The sequence below is a fragment of the Rubripirellula reticaptiva genome, from assembly GCF_007860175.1.
Classification (GTDB): Bacteria; Planctomycetota; Planctomycetia; order Pirellulales; family Pirellulaceae; genus Rubripirellula; species Rubripirellula reticaptiva.
Window position 1 is genome coordinate 310,258 of the sequence record NZ_SJPX01000006.1, and the last position, 19,072, is coordinate 329,329.

The window sequence follows — 19,072 nt, forward strand, 5'->3', positions numbered from 1 at the left end:
ATTGAGTGAGTCTTGAACGTTTTGGCAAACAAACTGGGGTTCTGCGGACTTGTTACCCGTGGATTCCACGCCTCCCTTCGTCCTCTTCCCACTTGGTTGGCAATTCAGCGTGTGGTGGATGATCTGCATCTGGTTGATGAAAGTCGCTGGTGTTGCGGTAGTATTCTTTACATTCGTCTTCGCGACCCCGGACGATTCTGCGGCCTTGCAGTTCGCCAAACTGGGACGTGATGACGGTCCAGCGACCGTGCGAGTCCGTATCATCGCGATAGATGATGACCCAGTCACGAGTGGTGTGTCGCTGATGAGCCTGTTCGGTGTTGGAATAGAGTGCTGTGTAGTTGCGATTGTCGCGATGAGTGTGCAGGATCGAAAGCCAGGCGACTTTGCCTGGGTTGAAGTTCTTTGGCGCTACTTTGGGTAGACTGTCGTCCTCGGCCTTTTGTCGGTATTCCCGGTCGATCGAGAGCAATTCTGCGATTGGAATCGATTTATCCGAATCGGCATAATTTGCTGCGGCGTCTGAGCTGGTTCGCGATTGGAGGCTTTCCATGATTGCCTGGATCCGTTTGCGGCCAAGTCCGGATACTTCCTTGAGTCGCCCCTGTTTTGCTGCCGCAAATAGTTCCGGAAGGGTCTCGACGTGCAAGGTATCGTAGATTCGGTGAGATAGTTCTGGTCCGATTCCGGGCAACGTTGTGAAGTACGCTTCGGCGTTTGCTACTCCGCGAAGCCGATCCAGCAACGGCATGTGGCCAATTCGCAAATACGTCTCTACGAGTGCCGCGGTCGAGTGGCCAATTGTCGGCAGTGAAACCAGTCCTGTGATACCGTCGTGGTCTAACAATGCGCGAATCGGTGAAGGTAATCCGGCGATCGTGTCGGCCGCCGCGCGGTAAGCACGCAAGCGAAACTCGCTTGCGTGCTGTTCCTCTAACAGCACTGCGATCTCGCGAAGCAAATCAGCGATTTCATGATTTTCATGAAGACCGTCGATGTCTTCGGCAGCATGAATCGGGTCCGACGAGTTGATGGCTACCATCGCATTGGCTCCTGCTAGGTCTTGTGACCGAAAGCGTCGCCCGTTTCGGGCGAAACAACCGGCGTGGGATCGAAATACGTTGTCGAGCGTGTCAGAGGATCGGTCACTTGCAGACGCATGATTCGTTCGGGACCGATCTCGGCGGCCGGCCTGGAATGCTGGAAGTCACTGATCGTCGGATAGTGATTGATTTCAAGGTGACGTCTGATGCCGTCGACGATACTGCGAATTGCGTTGGGCCCCTCGCGGTAAACGGCAGACGTCACCATCACAACATCCGCACCAGCAATCATTGCTTTAATGGCCTCATCGCTATTTGATACACCGCCGCTAGCTGCGATCGAAAGGTTCAGATTCGCATTGTAGACCCGCACGATTCCTTCCAAAATTCCGCCAAGTGAATCGATCGGTGAGAGTTCCCAGGCGATCGTCCAGTGCTTTCGATCCAGCGAAACGTCCCAGTGCGGTAGGTGCGTGAACAAAACGATGCCTTTGGCACCAACGTCACGGATCTGCCGAGTGATGGACGCAAGATTGGTGTACCGCTGACTGACTTTGACCGTTACTGGAATGGAAATTCGACTTACCAAGTCGGCAACCATTTCGCACAGGTCGGACTCGATTGTAGCGGCGGTCGTGTGCGGATCGTAGATCGCCGACTGCACGTTTAACTCCAATGCGTCGGCACCGGCAGACTCGATCTCTTCAGCATAGGCAAGCCAATCACCTTTGCTCGCGCAATTCATGCTGGCGATGATAGGAATGCAGGTGACCCGTTTCAGGTTCGCAATGATACCGGGATAGTTATCCGCACCACCGTTGTATTTGTCTTGCTGTGATTGATAGCCGCTGTCGGAAATCGCTCGCAGGGGGTCGGTTGACTTCAGTTGCCGATGCACGATTTGTTCTTGCAACATCGACGGCAGCACGACTGCCCCGACACCAGCGTCGACGAGCTGACGCACTGTCTCGGGCTGAATCGTCAACGGACACGCTCCCATAACGACGGGCGATGTCAGTTGGAGTCCCAAATAGTTGACAGCAAGTTCGTTTGACATGGCTTGTAGCGAACGAAGTAGGAGAATGACCTGTGAGCGAGTCCGTTAACCGCAAACCGCGTACCTAGACGTTCTGCGAACAAGAGTGGTCCCTGGGGCGCGCCAGTGTGCCGATTTGGTGCGTTGAACGTGGCCGATTTGGCGCGGTTGGAAACGCCATGATCATAAGATCGCCACAATGAATTGCGGTTTCGACTCGTTTGAGAAGCAACAGAGCTGTCTGGCACATTTCTTGCCTTACTGCCTAGACAGATGTCTTCGTCGACGAGAACAGGTTCGTCGAAGACAGGGGCGCTATGGAGAATTTGCACCTAGCGATCCGGTGAGCATCGCCCCAGCGTGACAGCTCGGCTGCCCGCGATTGCTAACCATCGAATGCCCTTTTACTACCTTTCCGCAAGATACAAAGATGCACCGCATGACTCGTAATTCACTGATGCTTTCCGTCACGATGCTCTTGCTCGTCCCGCAATTGGCACGCTCCGAAAGCGACGATGGCGTGGACGGCACGGGGCAGAAGGTGGTCGTCCACCTTTCTCACTTTACCGATGATCTGCATCGCTGCTTCATGGCGTTGAAGGTTGCCAACCTGATGCAAGACTATGGGGCGGAAGTTACCGTTTTTGTGGATCTTGAAGGTGTGCGAATCGCCGAACGACGAGAGCGTCTCGACTTCACATGGCGAGAAGGTTCAACGACGCTAGCAGAACTTTACGAGAAGTTTGATGATGGCGGCGGCAAGGTGGTCGTGTGTCCCCATTGTGCACATTCGGCTCACTTGACAGATCCGAGCCTGAAACGCAACGCATCGATCGCGACAACACCAATGCTCGGTAAACTTCTAATCGAAGCCGACAAGGTGATGGATTACTGATGAAAATTGGCGTCTTATGCAGCGGTGGTGATGCGCCGGGGATGAACGCATGCTTGCGTTCCGTCGTTCGGGCCGCCGTATCAGACGGCCATAGCGTGGTGGGAATTCGCCATGGTTACCAAGGCTTGCTCGACGAGCATTTCTATGGTGATGAATCGACTGGGAAGGCAGCCCCAGTGATGTCAGCTCGCAGCGTATCGCACATCTCGGAGCGTGGCGGAACGATTCTAAGTTCGTCCCGGTGTCAGCAGTTCCGATCTGACAACGGAGTCAGAATGGCGGTGTCAATGCTGGATCGACACCATTTCGACGCCTTGATTCCGATCGGTGGCGATGGCACGTTTCGTGGTGCAGCCGCCTTGTCGAAGGCGTGGAGTGGTCAAGTGATTGGTTGCCCAGGAACGATCGACAATGACCTTATTGGAACCGATTTTACGATTGGATTTGCCACCGCTGTGCAAACTGCAGTCGACTGTATCGATAAACTACGAGACACGGCGGAGAGCCACTCGCGTTTGTTCTTGGTTGAAGTGATGGGGCGTCACAGCGGACACTTGGCGCTCTACACCGCGCTAGCGGCCAGTGCCGAAATTGCCTGTGTGCCAGAGGTCGCCGTCATTGCCGCCAAAGTTTCGGTGCGTGTGCAACTACTGAAATCGCTTGGAAAGCACTCGATCATCGTCGTGGTGGCCGAAGGCAACAGAGAAGGTGGGGCACTAGCATTGCAAGAGAAGTTGAAAGAATCCGACTGTCCCTACGATACTCGTGCGGTCATCCTCGGCCACGTACAACGTGGCGGGTCACCGACGCCGGCGGATCGGATTCTGGCGACTCGCTTGGGTGATTTTGCCGTTCGGTCACTCGCCGGCGGCACATCTGGGATGATGGCCGGTCAACAAAACGGTCGATGTGTTCTGGTGCCTTTCGAGGAAACGTTTTCAAAGCACAAACCGTTGCCTGAGCACCAAATTGAATTATTGGATCGGATGTCGTGCTAAAGAGACGCGAAGAATCGAAAGTGAACAATGGTTAGCGAATCGATTCGCAGACACGTTCCTCGGTTGTCTTGACAACACTCGGTCGGCCGTTGAAGCGATCCAAAAGACGGTAGAGTTTGCGTCGATGGATGCCCAATTTGCGAGCAGCGCCGGCTTTGTTTCCGTCTTCCCTGGCAAGAACTTCCATCACGTGAACGCGGACGATGTCGTCGAGTTTGAATTGTGGGTCGCCGAGCATCCGCTGGAACGTTTCCAAGCTTAACGCCCCGCCAACCATTGAACTGCCGGACGCGAATGCGGGTGGTATTTCACCGAAGTGCGCAATTTCGTCGGGCAGGTCATCCAGGGAAATCTCAAACTGGTCAGCCAAAATCGTGGCACGCTCGAGCACGTTGATCAATTGCCGAATATTTCCCGGCCAAGAGTAGGTTGCGAACGCGTCTCGAACGCAGGAATCCAGATGATAGGACTTTGGCAAAAAATGTTCGATCAAACCATCAATGTCACCCATCCGATCGCGAAGTGGCGGCAAGTTGATTGAGAGCACATTGATGCGATAGTACAAGTCCTCGCGGAAGTTTCCCGCATCGACTTCCGCTTTCAAGTTGCGGTTCGTCGCGGCGATGATCCGCACTTTCACTTTTCGTTCGCAATGAGAGCCGACTCGCCGCAGCGAGCCGTCCTCGAGTACTCGCAACAACTTGGGCTGTAACGCTAGCGGCAGTTCACCGATTTCATCAATAAACAGTGTGCCTCCGTCGGCAATTTCGAACAGTCCAGGCTTTTCTGCGGTCGCCCCCGTAAACGAACCTTTTTGATGGCCAAACAACTCGCTTTCGACAAGATTCTCGGGAAGTGCGGCGCAGTTCACGGTCACAAACGGTTTGTCGGCGAACTGACTTGCCTGTTGAATGGCTTGGGCGACAACCTCTTTGCCGGTGCCGCTTTCGCCTTGAATTAGTACTGGCTTCGTCGTGGGCGCTACTTTGTCGATCATCCTAGCGACCTCGCGAATCGATTTCGATTGGCCAACTAGCTTGGCCACCGGACGGGTTCGAGAGATCACGGCCTTGAGTTGTTTGTTTTCTTTCTTCAACTCATGCCGTTCGCGAGCACGGAAGCAGTGAAATTCAAGATCGCCAAGCGAGCATGGCTTGCTGATAAAGTCGCACGCTCCCATTTTCATCGCTGATACTGCGGTTTCGACGGTTCCTTGCCCCGTCAACATGATGACTTCGATGTCGATATTGTCTTGTTGGACGCGCTGCAACAATTCGAGCCCCGACATCCCGGGCATATTCATGTCAAACACGCCGACGTCAAAATGCTCGCGTTCTAACAAACTCATCGCCTCGGCCGCGCTCTCGACATCGGTCACGTCGTGGCCCTTGCGCAGCATCCACCTGGCCGATGACCGACGAGAATCCTGTTCATCGTCAACGAGCAACAGTTTGATGGGTGATTCAGACATGCCGGCATCCCGCGTGTGAAAAGGACGGTTGATCTGACTCGGACGACAGTGCGAACGGCGTTCCCACCTCGCCAAACGATAGAATTGCGAGGACAGTCGCGAATTGTACAGTTCAAAGCGTGCCATCTGTCTCACCTGATCCTATTCGCACTCACTCGGTTGGAACAAGCTGCGAGCGGCTGGGACCGCGGGCAACCAAATTTTGACCTCGACACCGCCCGCGGGATGATTTTCTGCTTCGATGGTTCCTTCGTGCGCTTCGATGATCCGGCGGCACGCGGATAGCCCCAGCCCGGGACCCTTATGTTTGGTCGTAAAGAAAGGATCGAACATCCGCATGGAAGCCTCCGCGGTTAGCCCGGTTCCCTGGTCACGCAGTGTGGTCAGATCAGCGTTGGGAAGTGATTGGCAGTCCAGCAATATATTGCTGTCAGGCGGGCTGGCGATGATTGCATTGTCGAGCACGTGATGAAATACGGCACGCATGTATGCAGGATCGGCAACGATAAACTGCTGTTCGGCTTGACGACTGACCACCAACTCGGGGGCCGGTCGATCGTTCTTACGAATCCACGATTCCATTGCATCACGGCAAACCGACGCCACGTGTATCGTCGACTTCTTCAGCACAATCGGTTTGGCGTAGTTCGCAGCGTGTTCGTAGCTGCGATGCAAGTCACCAATCGCCAAGCGAATTCGGTTGGTCAGGTGCAGTAAGTCTGAACGATCCGAAAGGTCCAACTCCAACAATTCCAAACAAGACTGCGCTCTCTGCATCGCGTTGCGGCTTTCATGGGCCAATCCCGAAACCATTTGCAATACCGCCGCAACACGCTCTGCTTGGATCCATCGTTGCTGCATCGACTCATCTTGCATTGCATCGATAATGGCAACCCAACCACGGTCGCCCGAGCCTCCATCGATGCGATAGAGCGTGACTCTGACTGAAAAAGTGGAGTCATCTTTGCGTTTGCCGATTACCTCGAAATTCTGCCCCGACTCGCAATCGTGCAGCGGCGCCCAGCAGCACGCCCCCTGTGACGCAGATGCACTCAGCAAACTGGGTGCGAACAGGATCTGCAGAGGCTTCGCGAGCAGATCCGATCCAGAGTAACCGAACAAGGACGACGCGTTTGAATTGAGCTGTTGGACCATTCCGGCTGCATCTGTCACGACAATCGCCAAAGGTGACACTTCGAGGGAATGATCCGCTTGTCGATTTTTGCGGATCAAATTGGGGTCTATTAGCATGGTCTCTCCCGACTGTTTCGGATCGCTTCGCGATACCCCGATTCCATTGCAACTGGGGTACCTAGCGGTAATAAAATCGAGACTCCAACGCATTTGTTCGCCATGCCGGCATCGCCTGGGTCATGGAGTTTGAGGTGTCGTCTGGCAGGGCGGACTTTGGCGGCGCTCCATCAAGCACAGCGAATGGCAACTGCGCGCGGAATCGCACAGATATTTGTTCCTGCGGGATCAAAACATGCCATCCGTCGTTTGGTATGCAACATGCCCTGTCACCAGTCGTTCAACATCATTTCAGTTCGACGACTTTTGTGGGGAGACGCAGCGATGAAAGTGCTTTTGCCGATCGATGGTTCTGCGGCGGCAAGCGATGCTGTCAAATTTGTTCGATCATTGGCCGACAATCAAACTGTCGACGTGATCGTTGTGATGGTTTCCTATGACCCGTCGAAGTACTCGTTTCAACCTTGGGTTCCTGAGTGGACTGTTCAGGAGAACGCGAGGGCGGAAGCGACTCTCAGCAAAGCGAAGCAATTGCTTGCTGAAACATGCAATTCCGTGTTAACGATTCACGGATCGGGAGCACCGATTCCATTCCTATTGAAGCAAGCGATCGATTCGGACGTCGATTTGATCGTTTTGGGTGCGGTCGGACATTCGGCGGTTAGCCGTCTGCTGCTGGGAAGTGTTTCTGACACGATTGCTTCGCAAGCAAAGTGCTCGGTCGTTGTCGTCCGTCCGTCGGATAACGATACGGGGCGGCCCCAACGGTTGGTGCTTGCGTACGATAGATCCGCCGCATCGCGCGAAGCCGTGGCTGAACTGATGCAGTGGAACCTGCGTGGGGACACAAAGGTGGATGTCGTCAGCGTCGTGCAGAACCCGTTTATCTTTGTCGGCGAAGGCTATGTTGCCGAACCGAATATGGTTACGCCAGAGCAGATCCAACCGGTCAGCGAGACCGCCGAACGAATGGCCAGCCAAATCGCAGACCACTTCCACCAAACGCAGTCTCATGTTCCGGTAGCGGATCACATTGGTGACGCCATCGTCCAGGCTGCTCAGAAGGAAAAGGCCGAGTTGATTATCGTTGGCGATACAGGACACAGTCTGCTCGGCGAGCTGTTTTTAGGCAGCACATCCAAGTACGTCTTGCGCCACGCGCCGTGCAGCGTTTGGATCTCACGACACCACTACAAGTCGGACAAGTCGGCACGTGAGAACGATGATGCTGTCGCGGCAAGCTGATCCCTGGACGGTTTGTCCCGCCGTCGTCCGTGAAGTTCAACTTGAAACGCCCGGAGTGATGACGTACAGCATTGAATTGACGGACGCCGGAATGCGAGATGCCTACGCGGCCAAGCCGGGACAGTTCAACATGCTATACTTGCCGGGTGTAGGAGAAGCGGCGATCTCGCTCAGCCGACTTGCCGTCGCGGGCCAACCGCTCACTCATACCGTTCGATCGGTAGGAAATGTAACGCGTGAACTGGCTGCCGGCGGTGTTGGCTATCCGATCGGCGTTCGCGGTCCCTTTGGTACGTGTTGGCCAGTTGACAAGGCGGTGGGCAAAGAATTGATTTTGGTCGCCGGAGGTATCGGTTTGGCGCCGCTGCGTCCGGTGATTCACGAAGTGATGGAACATCGCGATCGTTTTGAACGAGTGATTCTGCTGATGGGCGCGCGCACGCCGGCAGACCTGCTTTACAAAAATGAATACGACCTTTGGCGGTCGCATGACATCGATGTTCAAACAACCGTTGACAGAGCGGGACGTGAATGGACCGGACACGTAGGAGTGGTCACGCTGATGTTGGATCGTGTCGGAATTGCTGATCCAAAACGTACAGTGATGTTCTCGTGCGGACCCGAAGTCATGATGACCTACGCCATTGCATCCGTTCGGCGTCGCGGAGTTCCGCGCGGCCATCTTTGGTTGTCGCTCGAACGCAATATGAACTGCGCTATCGGGCACTGTGGACACTGTCAATTCGGGCCGCATTTCATCTGCAAAGATGGACCCGTGTTGCGTTACGACCAGGTCAACGATTTGATGCGAGTCGATTCGCTATGAACTTATTGCAACCACCGCCGTCAAAAAAGCGTCTTGGCGTTTTCAAATTTGCATCGTGTGATGGATGCCAATTGTCGCTATTGTCCTGTGAAGACGAACTCTTGGAAGTTGCTGGAAAGATCGAGATTGCTCACTTCTTGGAAGCCAGCAGTGAAATCAAACCTGGCCCCTACGACATCGCACTGGTCGAAGGTTCCATCACGACGCCCTCGGACATCGAACGAATTCGACACATCCGACAGCAATCCAAGACGCTTGTTACGATCGGCGCCTGTGCAACATCTGGTGGTATCCAAGCACTTCGAAATTGGGGCGACCACGAAGAATTCATCTCGTGCGTGTACACGAACCCCGCGTACATCGAATCGCTCGCCACCAGTACCGCAATTGCAAATCACGTTTCAGTCGATTTCGAACTGCGCGGCTGTCCGATTGATCGGTATCAATTGCTCGAAGTGCTAACCGCGTTGATTGCTGATCGTCAGCCGCGAACGCCTCAGCACAGCGTTTGTATGGAGTGCAAGCGTCGCGGTACCGTTTGCTTGTCGATCACGCGCGCATTGCCCTGTCTCGGACCTGTCACGCAAGCAGGATGTGGAGCAATCTGCCCGGCGTATGACCGAGCCTGCTACGGATGCTTTGGCCCGGCCGCCCAAGCTAACTGCCCCGCGCTGTCGCAGCATTACCTAGCAACGGGAACTCCGGCGACTAAATTGGTTCACGCCCTACGGAACATGAATGCGGGTGCAGAGATCTTCCAAATTGAAAGCGACCGATTGGAAAGAGGTTCGCCAGAGAGATGACAAAAACTCTAACGATAACCGTCAACGCATTGACTCGGGTTGAGGGCGAGGGGGCGTTGCACGTCCAGGTCAATGGCGACACGATCGAAAGCGTCCGGCTCGCCATCTATGAACCACCGCGATTCTTTGAAGCGTTTCTACGTGGTCGTAAAATTGAAGAAGTGCCAGACATCACCGCCCGAATCTGTGGCATCTGTCCAGTCGCATATCAAATGACGTCGGTGCACGCGATTGAAAATGCGCTCGGCATTCGGATCAGTCTCGGTGTTCGGCAACTACGACGTTTGCTGTACTGTGCCGAGTGGATCGAGAGTCATGTACTTCACATCTTCATGCTCAACGCTCCCGATTTCTTCGATTGCCACAGCGGCATTGAACTGGCCGAGCATTTTCCGGATCAGGTCAACATGGGCCTGCGAATGAAGAAGATCGGCAACGGATTGCTGGAGCTGCTGGGTGGACGGGCGATCCATCCCGTCAACGTTCGAATCGGTGGCTTCTATCGTTTGCCGACCCGTGACGAACTCGCCCGTCAGCTTCCAGACCTGCGGTGGGCACTCGACGCTGCCGTTAAGTCCGCCCATTGGATCGCCGGTTTTGACTTCCCGGAATTCAATATCGAATGCGAGTTGGTGGCGATGAAACACGCAAGCGAGTATCCCATGAACGAAGGTGAAATTGCTTCAACGCGATTCCCGTCGATTCCGGTTGATCGTTACGAAGAATACTTCGGTGAACTGCAAGTCCAGCATAGCACCGCGTTGCAATCGGTCCGGCGTGACTCGCAAACGCCCTACTTTCTAGGTCCGCTGGCACGCCTTGAACTGAATCACGGAAACCTAACGCCGCAAGCAAAGAAACTGTTTCAAGATATTTGCCCGCCTTTGCCTCTGCGAAATCGTTTCCATTCGATCATTGCTCGAATTATCGAAGTCGTCCATGCGTTTGAAGAGGCGATCGCGATCATTGAAAGCTATTCGCCACCGAGCGAACCTTTTACCGAATACAAATCCCACGCCAGTCGCGGTTGCGCCGCCACCGAAGCTCCGCGCGGCATGATCTATCATCACTATGAAATTGACGATCGCGGGTCAGTGGTGTCATCAAAGATCGTACCACCGACATCTCAAAATCAATTACAAATTGAAGCCGACCTGCGAGAATACTTGCCGCGTTTCTTGCAGGAGTCGGATGAAACGATCGCTTCGGAGTGTGAAAAACTGATCCGCAACTACGATCCCTGCATCAGTTGCTCAACCCACTTTCTGACGCTGCGTCTGGAACGAACATGAACAGTTCGTGCACCACCATTGTCATTGGAGTCGGCAGCCCGCACGGAGACGATCAATTCGGTTGGGTTGTAATTGATCAGTTGGATTTGCGTCAGCTTCGCGGCGCCAAGACGCTCAAGATCAGCAATCCGGTTGATCTGATTCCCTATCTAGCGAGCTACGAACACGTGGTCCTGGTTGACGCCTGCATCGGATTACCACGAGGCCAGGATTTCCTGAGACTCGGCTACGCAAATGCAATAGATCGCGAACGGATCCAGAAACTTCCCTGTCGTTCCACTCATGATTTCGGAATTCATCTTGCCCTTCGAACAGCGGAAGTCCTTGGCGAGCGAACCGAACATGTGGCGTTGTGGATTGGCCGGGGTGAGTCGTTTGAAAGGATGAGTGACATGCGTGAAGAGACCGTGAAAAGGGCAATCGCATGCGCCGATGAGATTGAAGGTGCAATCGAGAAGGTGTTGTGCGATGCACGAATTGTCGCTGGTTAAAAGTCTGCTATCGCAGGTGCGTTCGATCGTTGTCGACAACAAGTCGGAATCGGCTGAGGAAGTGGTCGTCGAGATTGGCCCGCTATCGGGCGTTGAGGTCGAGCTTGTTCGATCGGCGTTCAATCAGCTTTCAAGTGAGCTCAATCAGAGCGGAACCACACTAACGATTCATGAAGTTCCACTCGTCGTCCGCTGTCTTGATTGTGGCTGCGAAAGTGAAGTCCGCGGATTCGTCTTTCGATGTCAGCACTGCAGTTCGGGACGAGTGCAAGTGATACGAGGCGACGAGTTTCGTTTGGTTTCAGTAACTTTGACCGAGAGTCCCGTAAATGCCTAACCGAACAATCGTCGTCCAACGCGACATCCAAGCCGAACGACGTGAGGCGGCTGCAAAACTGCGAGACCATTTTACCCGCCAGGGGACACTCGTCGTGAATCTGGTGTCGTCACCGGGTGCCGGAAAAACCAGCTTGCTCGAGGCAACGTGTCGGCACTGGGGCGACCAATGGAACGTCGCGGTCTTGGTCGGCGACTTGGCAACCGATCGCGACGCCGAACGTTTGCGGCCATATGTTCCCGTACAGCAGTTGACGACGGGCGGAGCGTGCCATTTGGAACTGTCGCTCGTCGAACACGGACTCGCAAAACTTCCGCAACAAAAGTTTGACTTTTTGTTCATTGAGAACATTGGCAACCTTGTCTGCCCCGCCTCACACGATCTGGCCGAGCATCTTCGCGTCGTCCTGCTTAGCACGACCGAGGGTGATGATAAGCCGGGCAAGTATCCGAAAATGTTTCGCACCAGTGATGTGATGGTGGTCACCAAGACAGATCTGTTGCCCTATGTGCCGTTCTGTGTCGGCCGTGTCGCCGACGATGCGAGATTGATTCGAGACGACATCCAGGTTCTTGAACTCAGCTCGCTGCAGAATGTCGGCGTCGACATCTGGTGCAAACTTCTTGAATCTGAACGAGCGAAACTCGTTGGCGAGGGGGGGACGCCATGACAGACATTTCCGTAACGGCGGAAGTGACACGATTTGTGCTGCAAGGTCTTGTGCAAGGACAAGGCGTGCGACCAAGGATTGCTCGTTTCGCAGCCGCGCATGAGATCACTGGTACGGTGCGTAATTCGGGCCGCGGCGTCGAGATTTTGGCAGTCGGTGAACTCGATTCGATGGCCGCCTTTGAAAATGCTTTGACTTCGTCGTTTATGGGTTCATCGTTGATCGCGGAGACGGTTCAGGCGTGGGCCGATCCGATCCCCAAGGATTTTCGAATCGTCGAGAGTCTAACGCGTGGCGGAGTTTATACGTCTGTTCCACTCGATATCGCGGTGTGCTCGGATTGTCTTTGCGACGTTCGGACACCTGAGAATCGACGGTTCGGATACCCATTTACGACCTGCACTCGTTGCGGCCCTCGCTATTCCCTACTGCGACGAATGCCGTTTGATCGCGATTGGACCAGTATGGCAGCGTTTCCAATGTGCAACGCTTGCCAAGCCGAATATCGCGACCCATCCGATCGTCGTTTCCACGCACAAACGATCGCCTGCCACGAATGTGGACCAACTTGTTGGGCGAGTGACTTGGACGGAGGATGTCTAGCGAGACAAGAGGATGCAGTCCATGTTGTCGGCGAGCAGATCGCGGCGGGAAAGATTGCAGCGGTCAAAGGAATCGGCGGCTATCAGCTGATCTGCGACGCAACGAATGAAGCGGCGGTGCGTCGACTCCGCGATCGGAAGCGACGTCCAGGCAAGCCGCTGCCCGTGATGGTTCGCGATGTGTCCGCCGCAGAGCAACTTGCAAACTTGTGCCAGTTTGAGCGAGACGCATTGGCAAGTCCAGTCAACGCGATTGTATTGTTGCGAGCGGGTGAAAGCGTCAAAGCCTCGTCGGCGGTGTCTCCAAATCTGAACAAGATCGGCATAATGCTGCCCACATCGCCGCTTCACGCGATGTTGCTTGACGCGGTGGGCAAGCCTCTCGTTGTTACCAGTGGGAATGTGCACGGTTCACCGTTGATCTACAAGAATGCGACCGCCACAGTCGAACTCGCCGGAATCGCTGATGTTTTTTTGCACCATGATCGCGAAATCACGCACCCCGTCGATGACAGTGTTGTTCACTGTTACGGAGACAAAGTTTCGACAATTCGAGCCGCACGAGGAATCGCACCGATGACGATTCCTTTGCCTCGGAACGGGCCGGCGATTGCAGTTGGCGGGCACCAAAAAGTTGCACTGGCGATCAGCAACAATCGCAGTTTCGTACTTGCTCCCCACATCGGCGACATGGAAACAGAATCGAGTCGCATTCGTTTTCATGATGGTGTTAAGCGTCTACAAACGCTTTATCAAAGCGATGCCGATCACATCGCTTGTGATCAGCATCCGAACTACTTCACATCGTCGATTGCCGGTCGACTTGGCTCGTCGAAAATCCATGTTCAACACCATCACGCGCATATCGCGGCCGCAATGCTGGACCACGGGTTAATCGATCAATCCGTGCTTGGAATCGCGTTTGATGGCACGGGGTATGGCGACGACGGAACCATTTGGGGAGGCGAGGCACTGTTGGCTACCGATGCCAATTTCGAACGCGTAGGACATCTACGACCATTTCGACTTCCGGGGGGAGAGCACGCGATCAAACATCCCAAGCGAATTTTACAGTCATTGCTATCGCAACTCGACCATACACTGGCGGTTGAACCGCATCTGGAGTACGCGATCAAGCATGGCCCTGTCACATCGAGCATGGGACGATTGTTCGATGGAATTGCGGCGTTGCTGCTAGACCTGGTCACCGTCGAGTACGAAGGTGAAGCAGCGATGCGATTGGAAGCTCACTGCGAGACAACCGAACTCGGATCGTATGTTTTCCGCGTGACGAACAATTCGCCCCTACAATTCGATTGGCGGCCGGTTCTAGCTGAAATGCATGCTGACCTTGGCCGTCTAAGCTCAACGCGAGTTGCGATGAAGTTTCACCGCGCGGTTGCGTTTTTGGTGATCGATGTGGCATCACGTTACGACGGATTCCCGTGCGTGGTAACCGGAGGAGTGTTTCAGAACCGTATTCTGCTGGAACTCGTTCAGTCGATGGCAATCGAACGAAAAATCGATATTCGGTTGCCAGGACGGATTCCTGTCAACGATGGTGGATTGGCGATCGGTCAGCTGGTCGTCGCGTCCGCAAATCGACGTCGATCCGATGGAGATGCGGTATGTGTTTAGGCGTGCCCGGCCGAATTGTCCGCTGGATCGATCGCGATCCAACGTTTGCTAAGGCAGTCGTCGAGTTTGCTGGCGTTAGCCGCGACGTTCACATGGCCTGTGTACCCGACGCGACCGTTGGGCAATACGTTATCGTGCACGCCGGAATTGCGATTTGCGTACTCGACGAGTCCGAAGCACACAAAACATTGGCGGCGTTCAAAATGCTCGAAGAGGTTGACGATGAAATACCTCAGTGAGTTTCGCAATGTCTCGGCTGCCAAAATCCTGGTTCAGCAAATTCGTGATCGCGCGACGAGACGGTGGGTTCTGATGGACGTTTGCGGAGGTCAGACTCATAGTCTTGTCCGGTACGGCATCGAACAAGAACTCGAAGAGCACGTTGACCTGATCCACGGTCCCGGATGCCCTGTCTGCGTGACATCGACGGAACTGATCGACTTCGCCGTTTCATTGAGTTTGCAGCCGGACACGATCGTTGCGAGTTTCGGCGACATGATTCGCGTTCCCGGAAGTCGTGACTCTTTGATGCAAGCCCGCAGTCGAGGTGGGAACGTAAAAATCGTCTATTCTCCGGTCGACGCCGTCTTGATAGCCGCGAAGAATCCTCAGTCCCAAATCGTTTTCTTTGCCGTTGGTTTTGAAACAACAGCACCCGCTACTGCGATTGCAATCTTACAGGCTGCAAAACTTGGCTTACAAAACTTCTCCGTCTTGCCGGCTCATGTTCGCGTCTTGCCCGCGATGCAAACGATCATGGAAATGCCGGGTAACCGAGTCGAGGCGTTCTTGGCGGCCGGGCATGTGTGCAGCGTCACGGGATTCGCCCAATACGAACCGTTTGTTTCGAACTACAAAGTGCCGGTTGTTGTCACTGGATTCGAGCCGGTCGATCTACTTGGTGGAATCTTGCGGTGTGTTGAGATGTTGGAGCAAGGAATATGCGCGGTCGACAATCGCTATGGTCGCAGCGTTTGTCGCGCGGGCAACGAGTCTGCACAAGCCATCATAAATCGTGTCTACATGGTCGATGACCGTGATTGGCGTGGGTTTGGCACCATCTCGGGTGGAGGCTATCGATTGCGATCCGAGTTCGCCAATTTCGATGCAGCCAAGCGGTTCGAGCGTTGCGTCCAAACGGTGGCCGTCGAGAGCCTTTGTCGTGGAGGTGATGTGATGTCCGGTCGGATCAAGCCGAAACAGTGTCCTGCGTTCGGCGTCGGATGCACGCCAGAGTCACCGATGGGAGCGCCGATGGTTTCGAGCGAAGGAGCGTGCGCGGCCTACTATCGCTTCGATCCGTTGCAACTGGAGAAACCACGATGAGTACCGCAAAGTTTGATCTGAGCTGCCCCGTATCACCTCGCAGCGCAGGCACGATTACGCTTGCGCACGGCGAGGGCGGCCCAGCGATGCGCCGATTGATCCGAGATCGGATCGCTGCCAAATTCAATGGAGATACCGTCCAACTGCACCGTGATGCTGCTTCACTTGGAAAAATCGACGGCGAGATCGCGATGGCTACGGACAGCTTTGTCGTCTCGCCAATCTTTTTTCCGGGTGGCGACATCGGCTCGCTCGCAGTCCACGGCACGATCAATGATCTTGCGATGGCGGGCGCACGGCCGCTGTACTTGACTCTGTCCCTTATCCTCGAAGAAGGCCTACCACTCGATATACTTGACCGCGTCATCACTAGCATTGCGCTCGCGGCCAAAGACTGCGACGTCCAAGTGGTCGCCGGCGATACGAAGGTTGTCTCAAAAGGTGCGGCCGACGGGATTTTCATCACCACCACTGGGATCGGCGAATTCCTGGGTGATCATCGGATGGACAGTGCAGCAATCATGCCCGACGATGCCATCATTGTTTCTGGCCCGATTGCACGACACGGGCTCGCTGTCTTAGCGGCGAGAGAGTCGATTGAATTTGATCCGACTCCGTCAAGCGATTCGGCACCGCTACATACGGTCGCAGCAGCATTGTTGGAAACGCTTGGCAGAGACCTACGGACGATGCGAGACGCCACGCGAGGCGGGGTTGCGGCGGTGCTGCACGAATGGGCGGAAGAATCAGGGCAGGCCATTTGGATCGAAGAAGCACGTTTGCCGCTGTTGGCACAAAGTCGAGGCGTTTGCGAACTGCTTGGGCTCGATCCCTTGTTCGTTGCCAACGAGGGAACTTTCGTTGCAGCCGTTGCGCCCCACCGACTTGACGACGCGATCAACGTTCTTAAGCAACACGCCACCACCGGCTCTCCCGCCCACATCGGTCAAGTTCGCGAGCGACAACTGTCTTCCGTCTTAATCTCGCGTGGCCTTCGTGCTGATCAGCCGCTCGACGAACCCATCGCCGCGATGCTACCCCGCATCTGTTGATGCGGAAGTAGCGGATTGAGACAACGGGGTGTCATCAATCGCTAATTTCTTCGTGATGATTTCAACTCGGCTGATCACTTTGTCATGGTCGATGTCAATTTCGTCGGCATGAACAAGAATCCAAAGCTGGCGTGGTCCTTTACCGGATCGCGGTTGGCTTGGCTGGGGGACTCACTGTTAGACGATGCCTCTTTGCCACCACGTTGATTTCGGTCACGACTGCCGACTAGATGATGTTGGAGAACAAATCGCAGCTTTGCATCACTTTGCTGTACAGACCGTTACAACCAAAGGTAGTGGTGCTCGCCAAGAGTCCAGTAACAATTGTCACTTGACTGGCGGCTGCGATTGCGAGTGGTGTTGTGCCGAAACGGGTCAAGCACAATGTACTGACCATCGCCTCACTGGGATTGATCGTAGTTTTCGGGCAAGCCGATTTCACGCTCGCGTTGTTCGTTGCCCGTATAGAATTCGTTAGGTAGCGGTTTGGGGAAGTATCGTGTACGAGTCAAAGTGGCCCAAACGTTTGAGCCTCGGTTGCCGATTTCACCAACGTGGTTGCTCAGTGCAAAGTACAACGCCGCCGAATGACAAAGTTGTCCAACCCGTTTGCGCCATGATTGGCAATTTAATGGGCTTGGTGAAGCATCGATTTGAGACTGTGTTTGAGGAGCAGCCGAGTGATGCATCACGCTGGCGCGGACTCAAGGCGATTGGTACGTCAATCAGCAATACGACTCGCCGAAGCGGTGATAGCATCGAGATCCGCTACAACATTCTAGACAAGTCTGTTTCAGGAACACGGTTCGCTTCGGCAGTTCGTAGTCACTGGGGAATCAAGAACAGCATTGACTGGCAACTAGATGTCACCTTTGGTGAAGACCAGAGTCGCATCCGAAAAGTTCACGCGAATGAGAACTTCAGCATGCTTCGACGGACGGCATTGAGCCTGCTCAAACAACAAAAGACGGGCAAGTGTGGAGTCAAGAACAAACGGCTCAAATCAGGATGGGACGGTGACTATCTCGCAAAACTTGTGTTCGCAGCATGACTTGCGCTGCAATCGTCCAGGCTGCAAATTCAAATTCATCCACGTCCATCTTGAATACAGCGGCGTATTTTCGGTCCAAATAGGAGGTGGGCGGAGCCTACCTGCGTTTGGTCATTGAGCGTGCGAGTGGCGGCACCGAGCCAAGTCACTAATAACATCCAAAGAACGGAGTCTGAATTGATGAGAAAAAAGACTGTCTTGAATGTGCTGGTGACGCTGGTGATCATTTCTGCGTCGGCATTGTTTCCGCAGAAGATGATGGCGGGATCCGATGTGATGTTAGGCGTGAATGTTCCTCCGGGACAGCAAGTTTCGATCGACCAGATTGACACTAGCGATTGGAATCGTTTGCTGAAACGTTACGTTGATGACAACGGGAACGTGGACTACACCGCATGGAAGCGATCTGCCGCAGACTTGCAGACGCTCGACCAATTTCTAGCCCGGCTATCGACAGCTAAACCCGAGCAACAGGCTCGCCCTGCCGCCAAGCTGGCGTTTTGGATCAACGCCTATAACGCAGTGACTGTGCGAGGGATCCTGCGTGAGTATCCCACGACGAGCATCCGAAATCACACTGCGAAACTGTTTGGCTACAACATTTGGGACGATCTCTTGCTAACAGTTGGTGGCAAACCGTACTCGTTGAATGAGATGGAACATGAAGTGTTGCGGAAGATGAACGAGCCTCGCATTCACTTTGCTATCGTCTGTGCGTCGCGCAGCTGTCCACGACTGTTGAATGAGGCCTACACGGCTGACAAGCTGGAGGCTCAGCTAACGGCGAATGCGAAGGTGTTTTTTCGCAGTCCAAGAGGTTTCCAGTTCAGTGCCGAAAAGAAACAGTTTCGGCTTTCGGCTATTTTGAACTGGTTTGGCGAAGATTTCGGATACGACCAGGCCGCACAACTGCGGACGATCGCGGCGTACCTGCCATCGCGTGAATCCCGCGATGCAGCAATCGCGAACACAGTCTCAGTGTCCTATCTTGACTACGACTGGAGACTCAACGATCAGGAGTCTGCAGGAGATGCGCAAAAGTAGG

The 19,072-nt window shown here is 54.4% G+C and carries 19 protein-coding genes; 15 read left to right on the top strand and 4 right to left on the bottom strand.

What is annotated here, in order from left to right; genetic code table 11:
* Positions 1-52 precede the first annotated feature (52 nt).
* Both Poly59_RS26790 and Poly59_RS26795 read right to left on the bottom strand, forming a co-directional pair.
* A complete protein-coding gene (locus Poly59_RS26790) occupies positions 53-1,042 on the bottom strand; it encodes a helix-hairpin-helix domain-containing protein (RefSeq protein ID WP_146537176.1) in 990 nt (329 codons plus the stop codon).
* Positions 1,043-1,056: 14 nt separating this feature from the next.
* Positions 1,057-2,100 (bottom strand): dihydroorotate dehydrogenase-like protein, encoded by a 1,044-nt coding sequence (locus Poly59_RS26795; RefSeq protein WP_146537177.1) that lies wholly within the window; start codon positions 2,098-2,100, stop codon positions 1,057-1,059.
* A 418-nt stretch (positions 2,101-2,518) separates the two neighbouring features.
* On the opposite strand from Poly59_RS26795, the gene Poly59_RS26800 reads away from it, so the two are divergent.
* Complete coding sequence (locus Poly59_RS26800) at positions 2,519-2,974, top strand: DsrE family protein (protein WP_246151958.1); 456 nt, start codon at positions 2,519-2,521, stop codon at positions 2,972-2,974.
* A complete protein-coding gene (locus Poly59_RS26805) occupies positions 2,974-3,972 on the top strand; it encodes an ATP-dependent 6-phosphofructokinase (RefSeq protein WP_222436178.1) in 999 nt (332 codons plus the stop codon). Before Poly59_RS26800 ends, Poly59_RS26805 begins: the two co-directional genes overlap by 1 nt.
* A 31-nt stretch (positions 3,973-4,003) precedes the next feature.
* Here the strand turns inward: Poly59_RS26805 and Poly59_RS26810 are convergent, their stop codons facing one another.
* On the bottom strand, positions 4,004-5,443 hold the full coding sequence (locus Poly59_RS26810) for a sigma-54-dependent transcriptional regulator (RefSeq protein WP_146537180.1): 1,440 nt from the start codon (positions 5,441-5,443) through the stop codon (positions 4,004-4,006).
* Positions 5,444-5,584: 141 nt separating this feature from the next.
* Positions 5,585-6,694: a sensor histidine kinase gene (locus tag Poly59_RS26815; protein ID WP_186776544.1), complete on the bottom strand. Its 1,110-nt coding sequence runs from the start codon at positions 6,692-6,694 to the stop codon at positions 5,585-5,587.
* Positions 6,695-7,018: 324 nt separating this feature from the next.
* Between Poly59_RS26815 and Poly59_RS26820 the strand changes: the two genes are divergently transcribed.
* The 13 genes from Poly59_RS26820 to Poly59_RS26885 all read left to right on the top strand — a co-directional run bounded on the left by Poly59_RS26820 (position 7,019) and on the right by Poly59_RS26885 (position 19,071).
* On the top strand, positions 7,019-7,939 hold the full coding sequence (locus Poly59_RS26820; protein WP_146537551.1) for a universal stress protein: 921 nt from the start codon (positions 7,019-7,021) through the stop codon (positions 7,937-7,939).
* A complete protein-coding gene (locus Poly59_RS26825; RefSeq protein ID WP_246152020.1) occupies positions 7,917-8,765 on the top strand; it encodes an FAD/NAD(P)-binding protein in 849 nt (282 codons plus the stop codon). The genes Poly59_RS26820 and Poly59_RS26825 overlap by 23 nt, the downstream gene beginning before the upstream one ends.
* Positions 8,762-9,568 carry an NADH-quinone oxidoreductase subunit B family protein gene (locus tag Poly59_RS26830; protein ID WP_146537182.1) on the top strand — a complete coding sequence of 269 codons (807 nt, stop codon included), beginning with the start codon at positions 8,762-8,764 and terminating at the stop codon, positions 9,566-9,568. Before Poly59_RS26825 ends, Poly59_RS26830 begins: the two co-directional genes overlap by 4 nt.
* Positions 9,565-10,860: a Ni/Fe hydrogenase subunit alpha gene (locus Poly59_RS26835; protein ID WP_146537183.1), complete on the top strand. Its 1,296-nt coding sequence runs from the start codon at positions 9,565-9,567 to the stop codon at positions 10,858-10,860. The genes Poly59_RS26830 and Poly59_RS26835 overlap by 4 nt, the downstream gene beginning before the upstream one ends.
* Complete coding sequence (locus Poly59_RS26840; RefSeq protein ID WP_146537184.1) at positions 10,857-11,351, top strand: hypothetical protein; 495 nt, start codon at positions 10,857-10,859, stop codon at positions 11,349-11,351. Before Poly59_RS26835 ends, Poly59_RS26840 begins: the two co-directional genes overlap by 4 nt.
* The gene (locus Poly59_RS26845) at positions 11,329-11,688 is read left to right on the top strand and encodes a hydrogenase maturation nickel metallochaperone HypA/HybF (protein ID WP_186776545.1); all 360 of its coding nucleotides are present in this window, start codon (positions 11,329-11,331) and stop codon (positions 11,686-11,688) included. The genes Poly59_RS26840 and Poly59_RS26845 overlap by 23 nt, the downstream gene beginning before the upstream one ends.
* Positions 11,681-12,358, top strand: a complete 678-nt coding sequence (gene hypB, locus Poly59_RS26850) for a hydrogenase nickel incorporation protein HypB (protein ID WP_146537186.1) — start codon at positions 11,681-11,683, stop codon at positions 12,356-12,358. The genes Poly59_RS26845 and hypB overlap by 8 nt, the downstream gene beginning before the upstream one ends.
* Positions 12,355-14,598: a carbamoyltransferase HypF gene (gene hypF / locus Poly59_RS26855; protein WP_146537187.1), complete on the top strand. Its 2,244-nt coding sequence runs from the start codon at positions 12,355-12,357 to the stop codon at positions 14,596-14,598. The genes hypB and hypF overlap by 4 nt, the downstream gene beginning before the upstream one ends.
* 2 nt (positions 14,599-14,600) lie before the next feature.
* Positions 14,601-14,837, top strand: coding sequence for a HypC/HybG/HupF family hydrogenase formation chaperone (locus tag Poly59_RS26860; protein WP_246151959.1), 237 nt, complete (start codon positions 14,601-14,603; stop codon positions 14,835-14,837).
* Complete coding sequence (gene hypD, locus Poly59_RS26865) at positions 14,821-15,924, top strand: hydrogenase formation protein HypD (RefSeq protein WP_146537189.1); 1,104 nt, start codon at positions 14,821-14,823, stop codon at positions 15,922-15,924. The genes Poly59_RS26860 and hypD overlap by 17 nt, the downstream gene beginning before the upstream one ends.
* Positions 15,921-16,976, top strand: a complete 1,056-nt coding sequence (gene hypE / locus Poly59_RS26870; protein WP_186776546.1) for a hydrogenase expression/formation protein HypE — start codon at positions 15,921-15,923, stop codon at positions 16,974-16,976. The genes hypD and hypE overlap by 4 nt, the downstream gene beginning before the upstream one ends.
* Before the next feature lie 616 nt (positions 16,977-17,592).
* Positions 17,593-18,027, top strand: a complete 435-nt coding sequence (locus Poly59_RS26880; protein ID WP_146537191.1) for an ISAs1 family transposase — start codon at positions 17,593-17,595, stop codon at positions 18,025-18,027.
* 180 nt (positions 18,028-18,207) lie between these two features.
* Positions 18,208-19,071 (top strand): DUF547 domain-containing protein, encoded by an 864-nt coding sequence (locus Poly59_RS26885; protein WP_146537192.1) that lies wholly within the window; start codon positions 18,208-18,210, stop codon positions 19,069-19,071.
* Position 19,072: the final 1 nt, after the last annotated feature.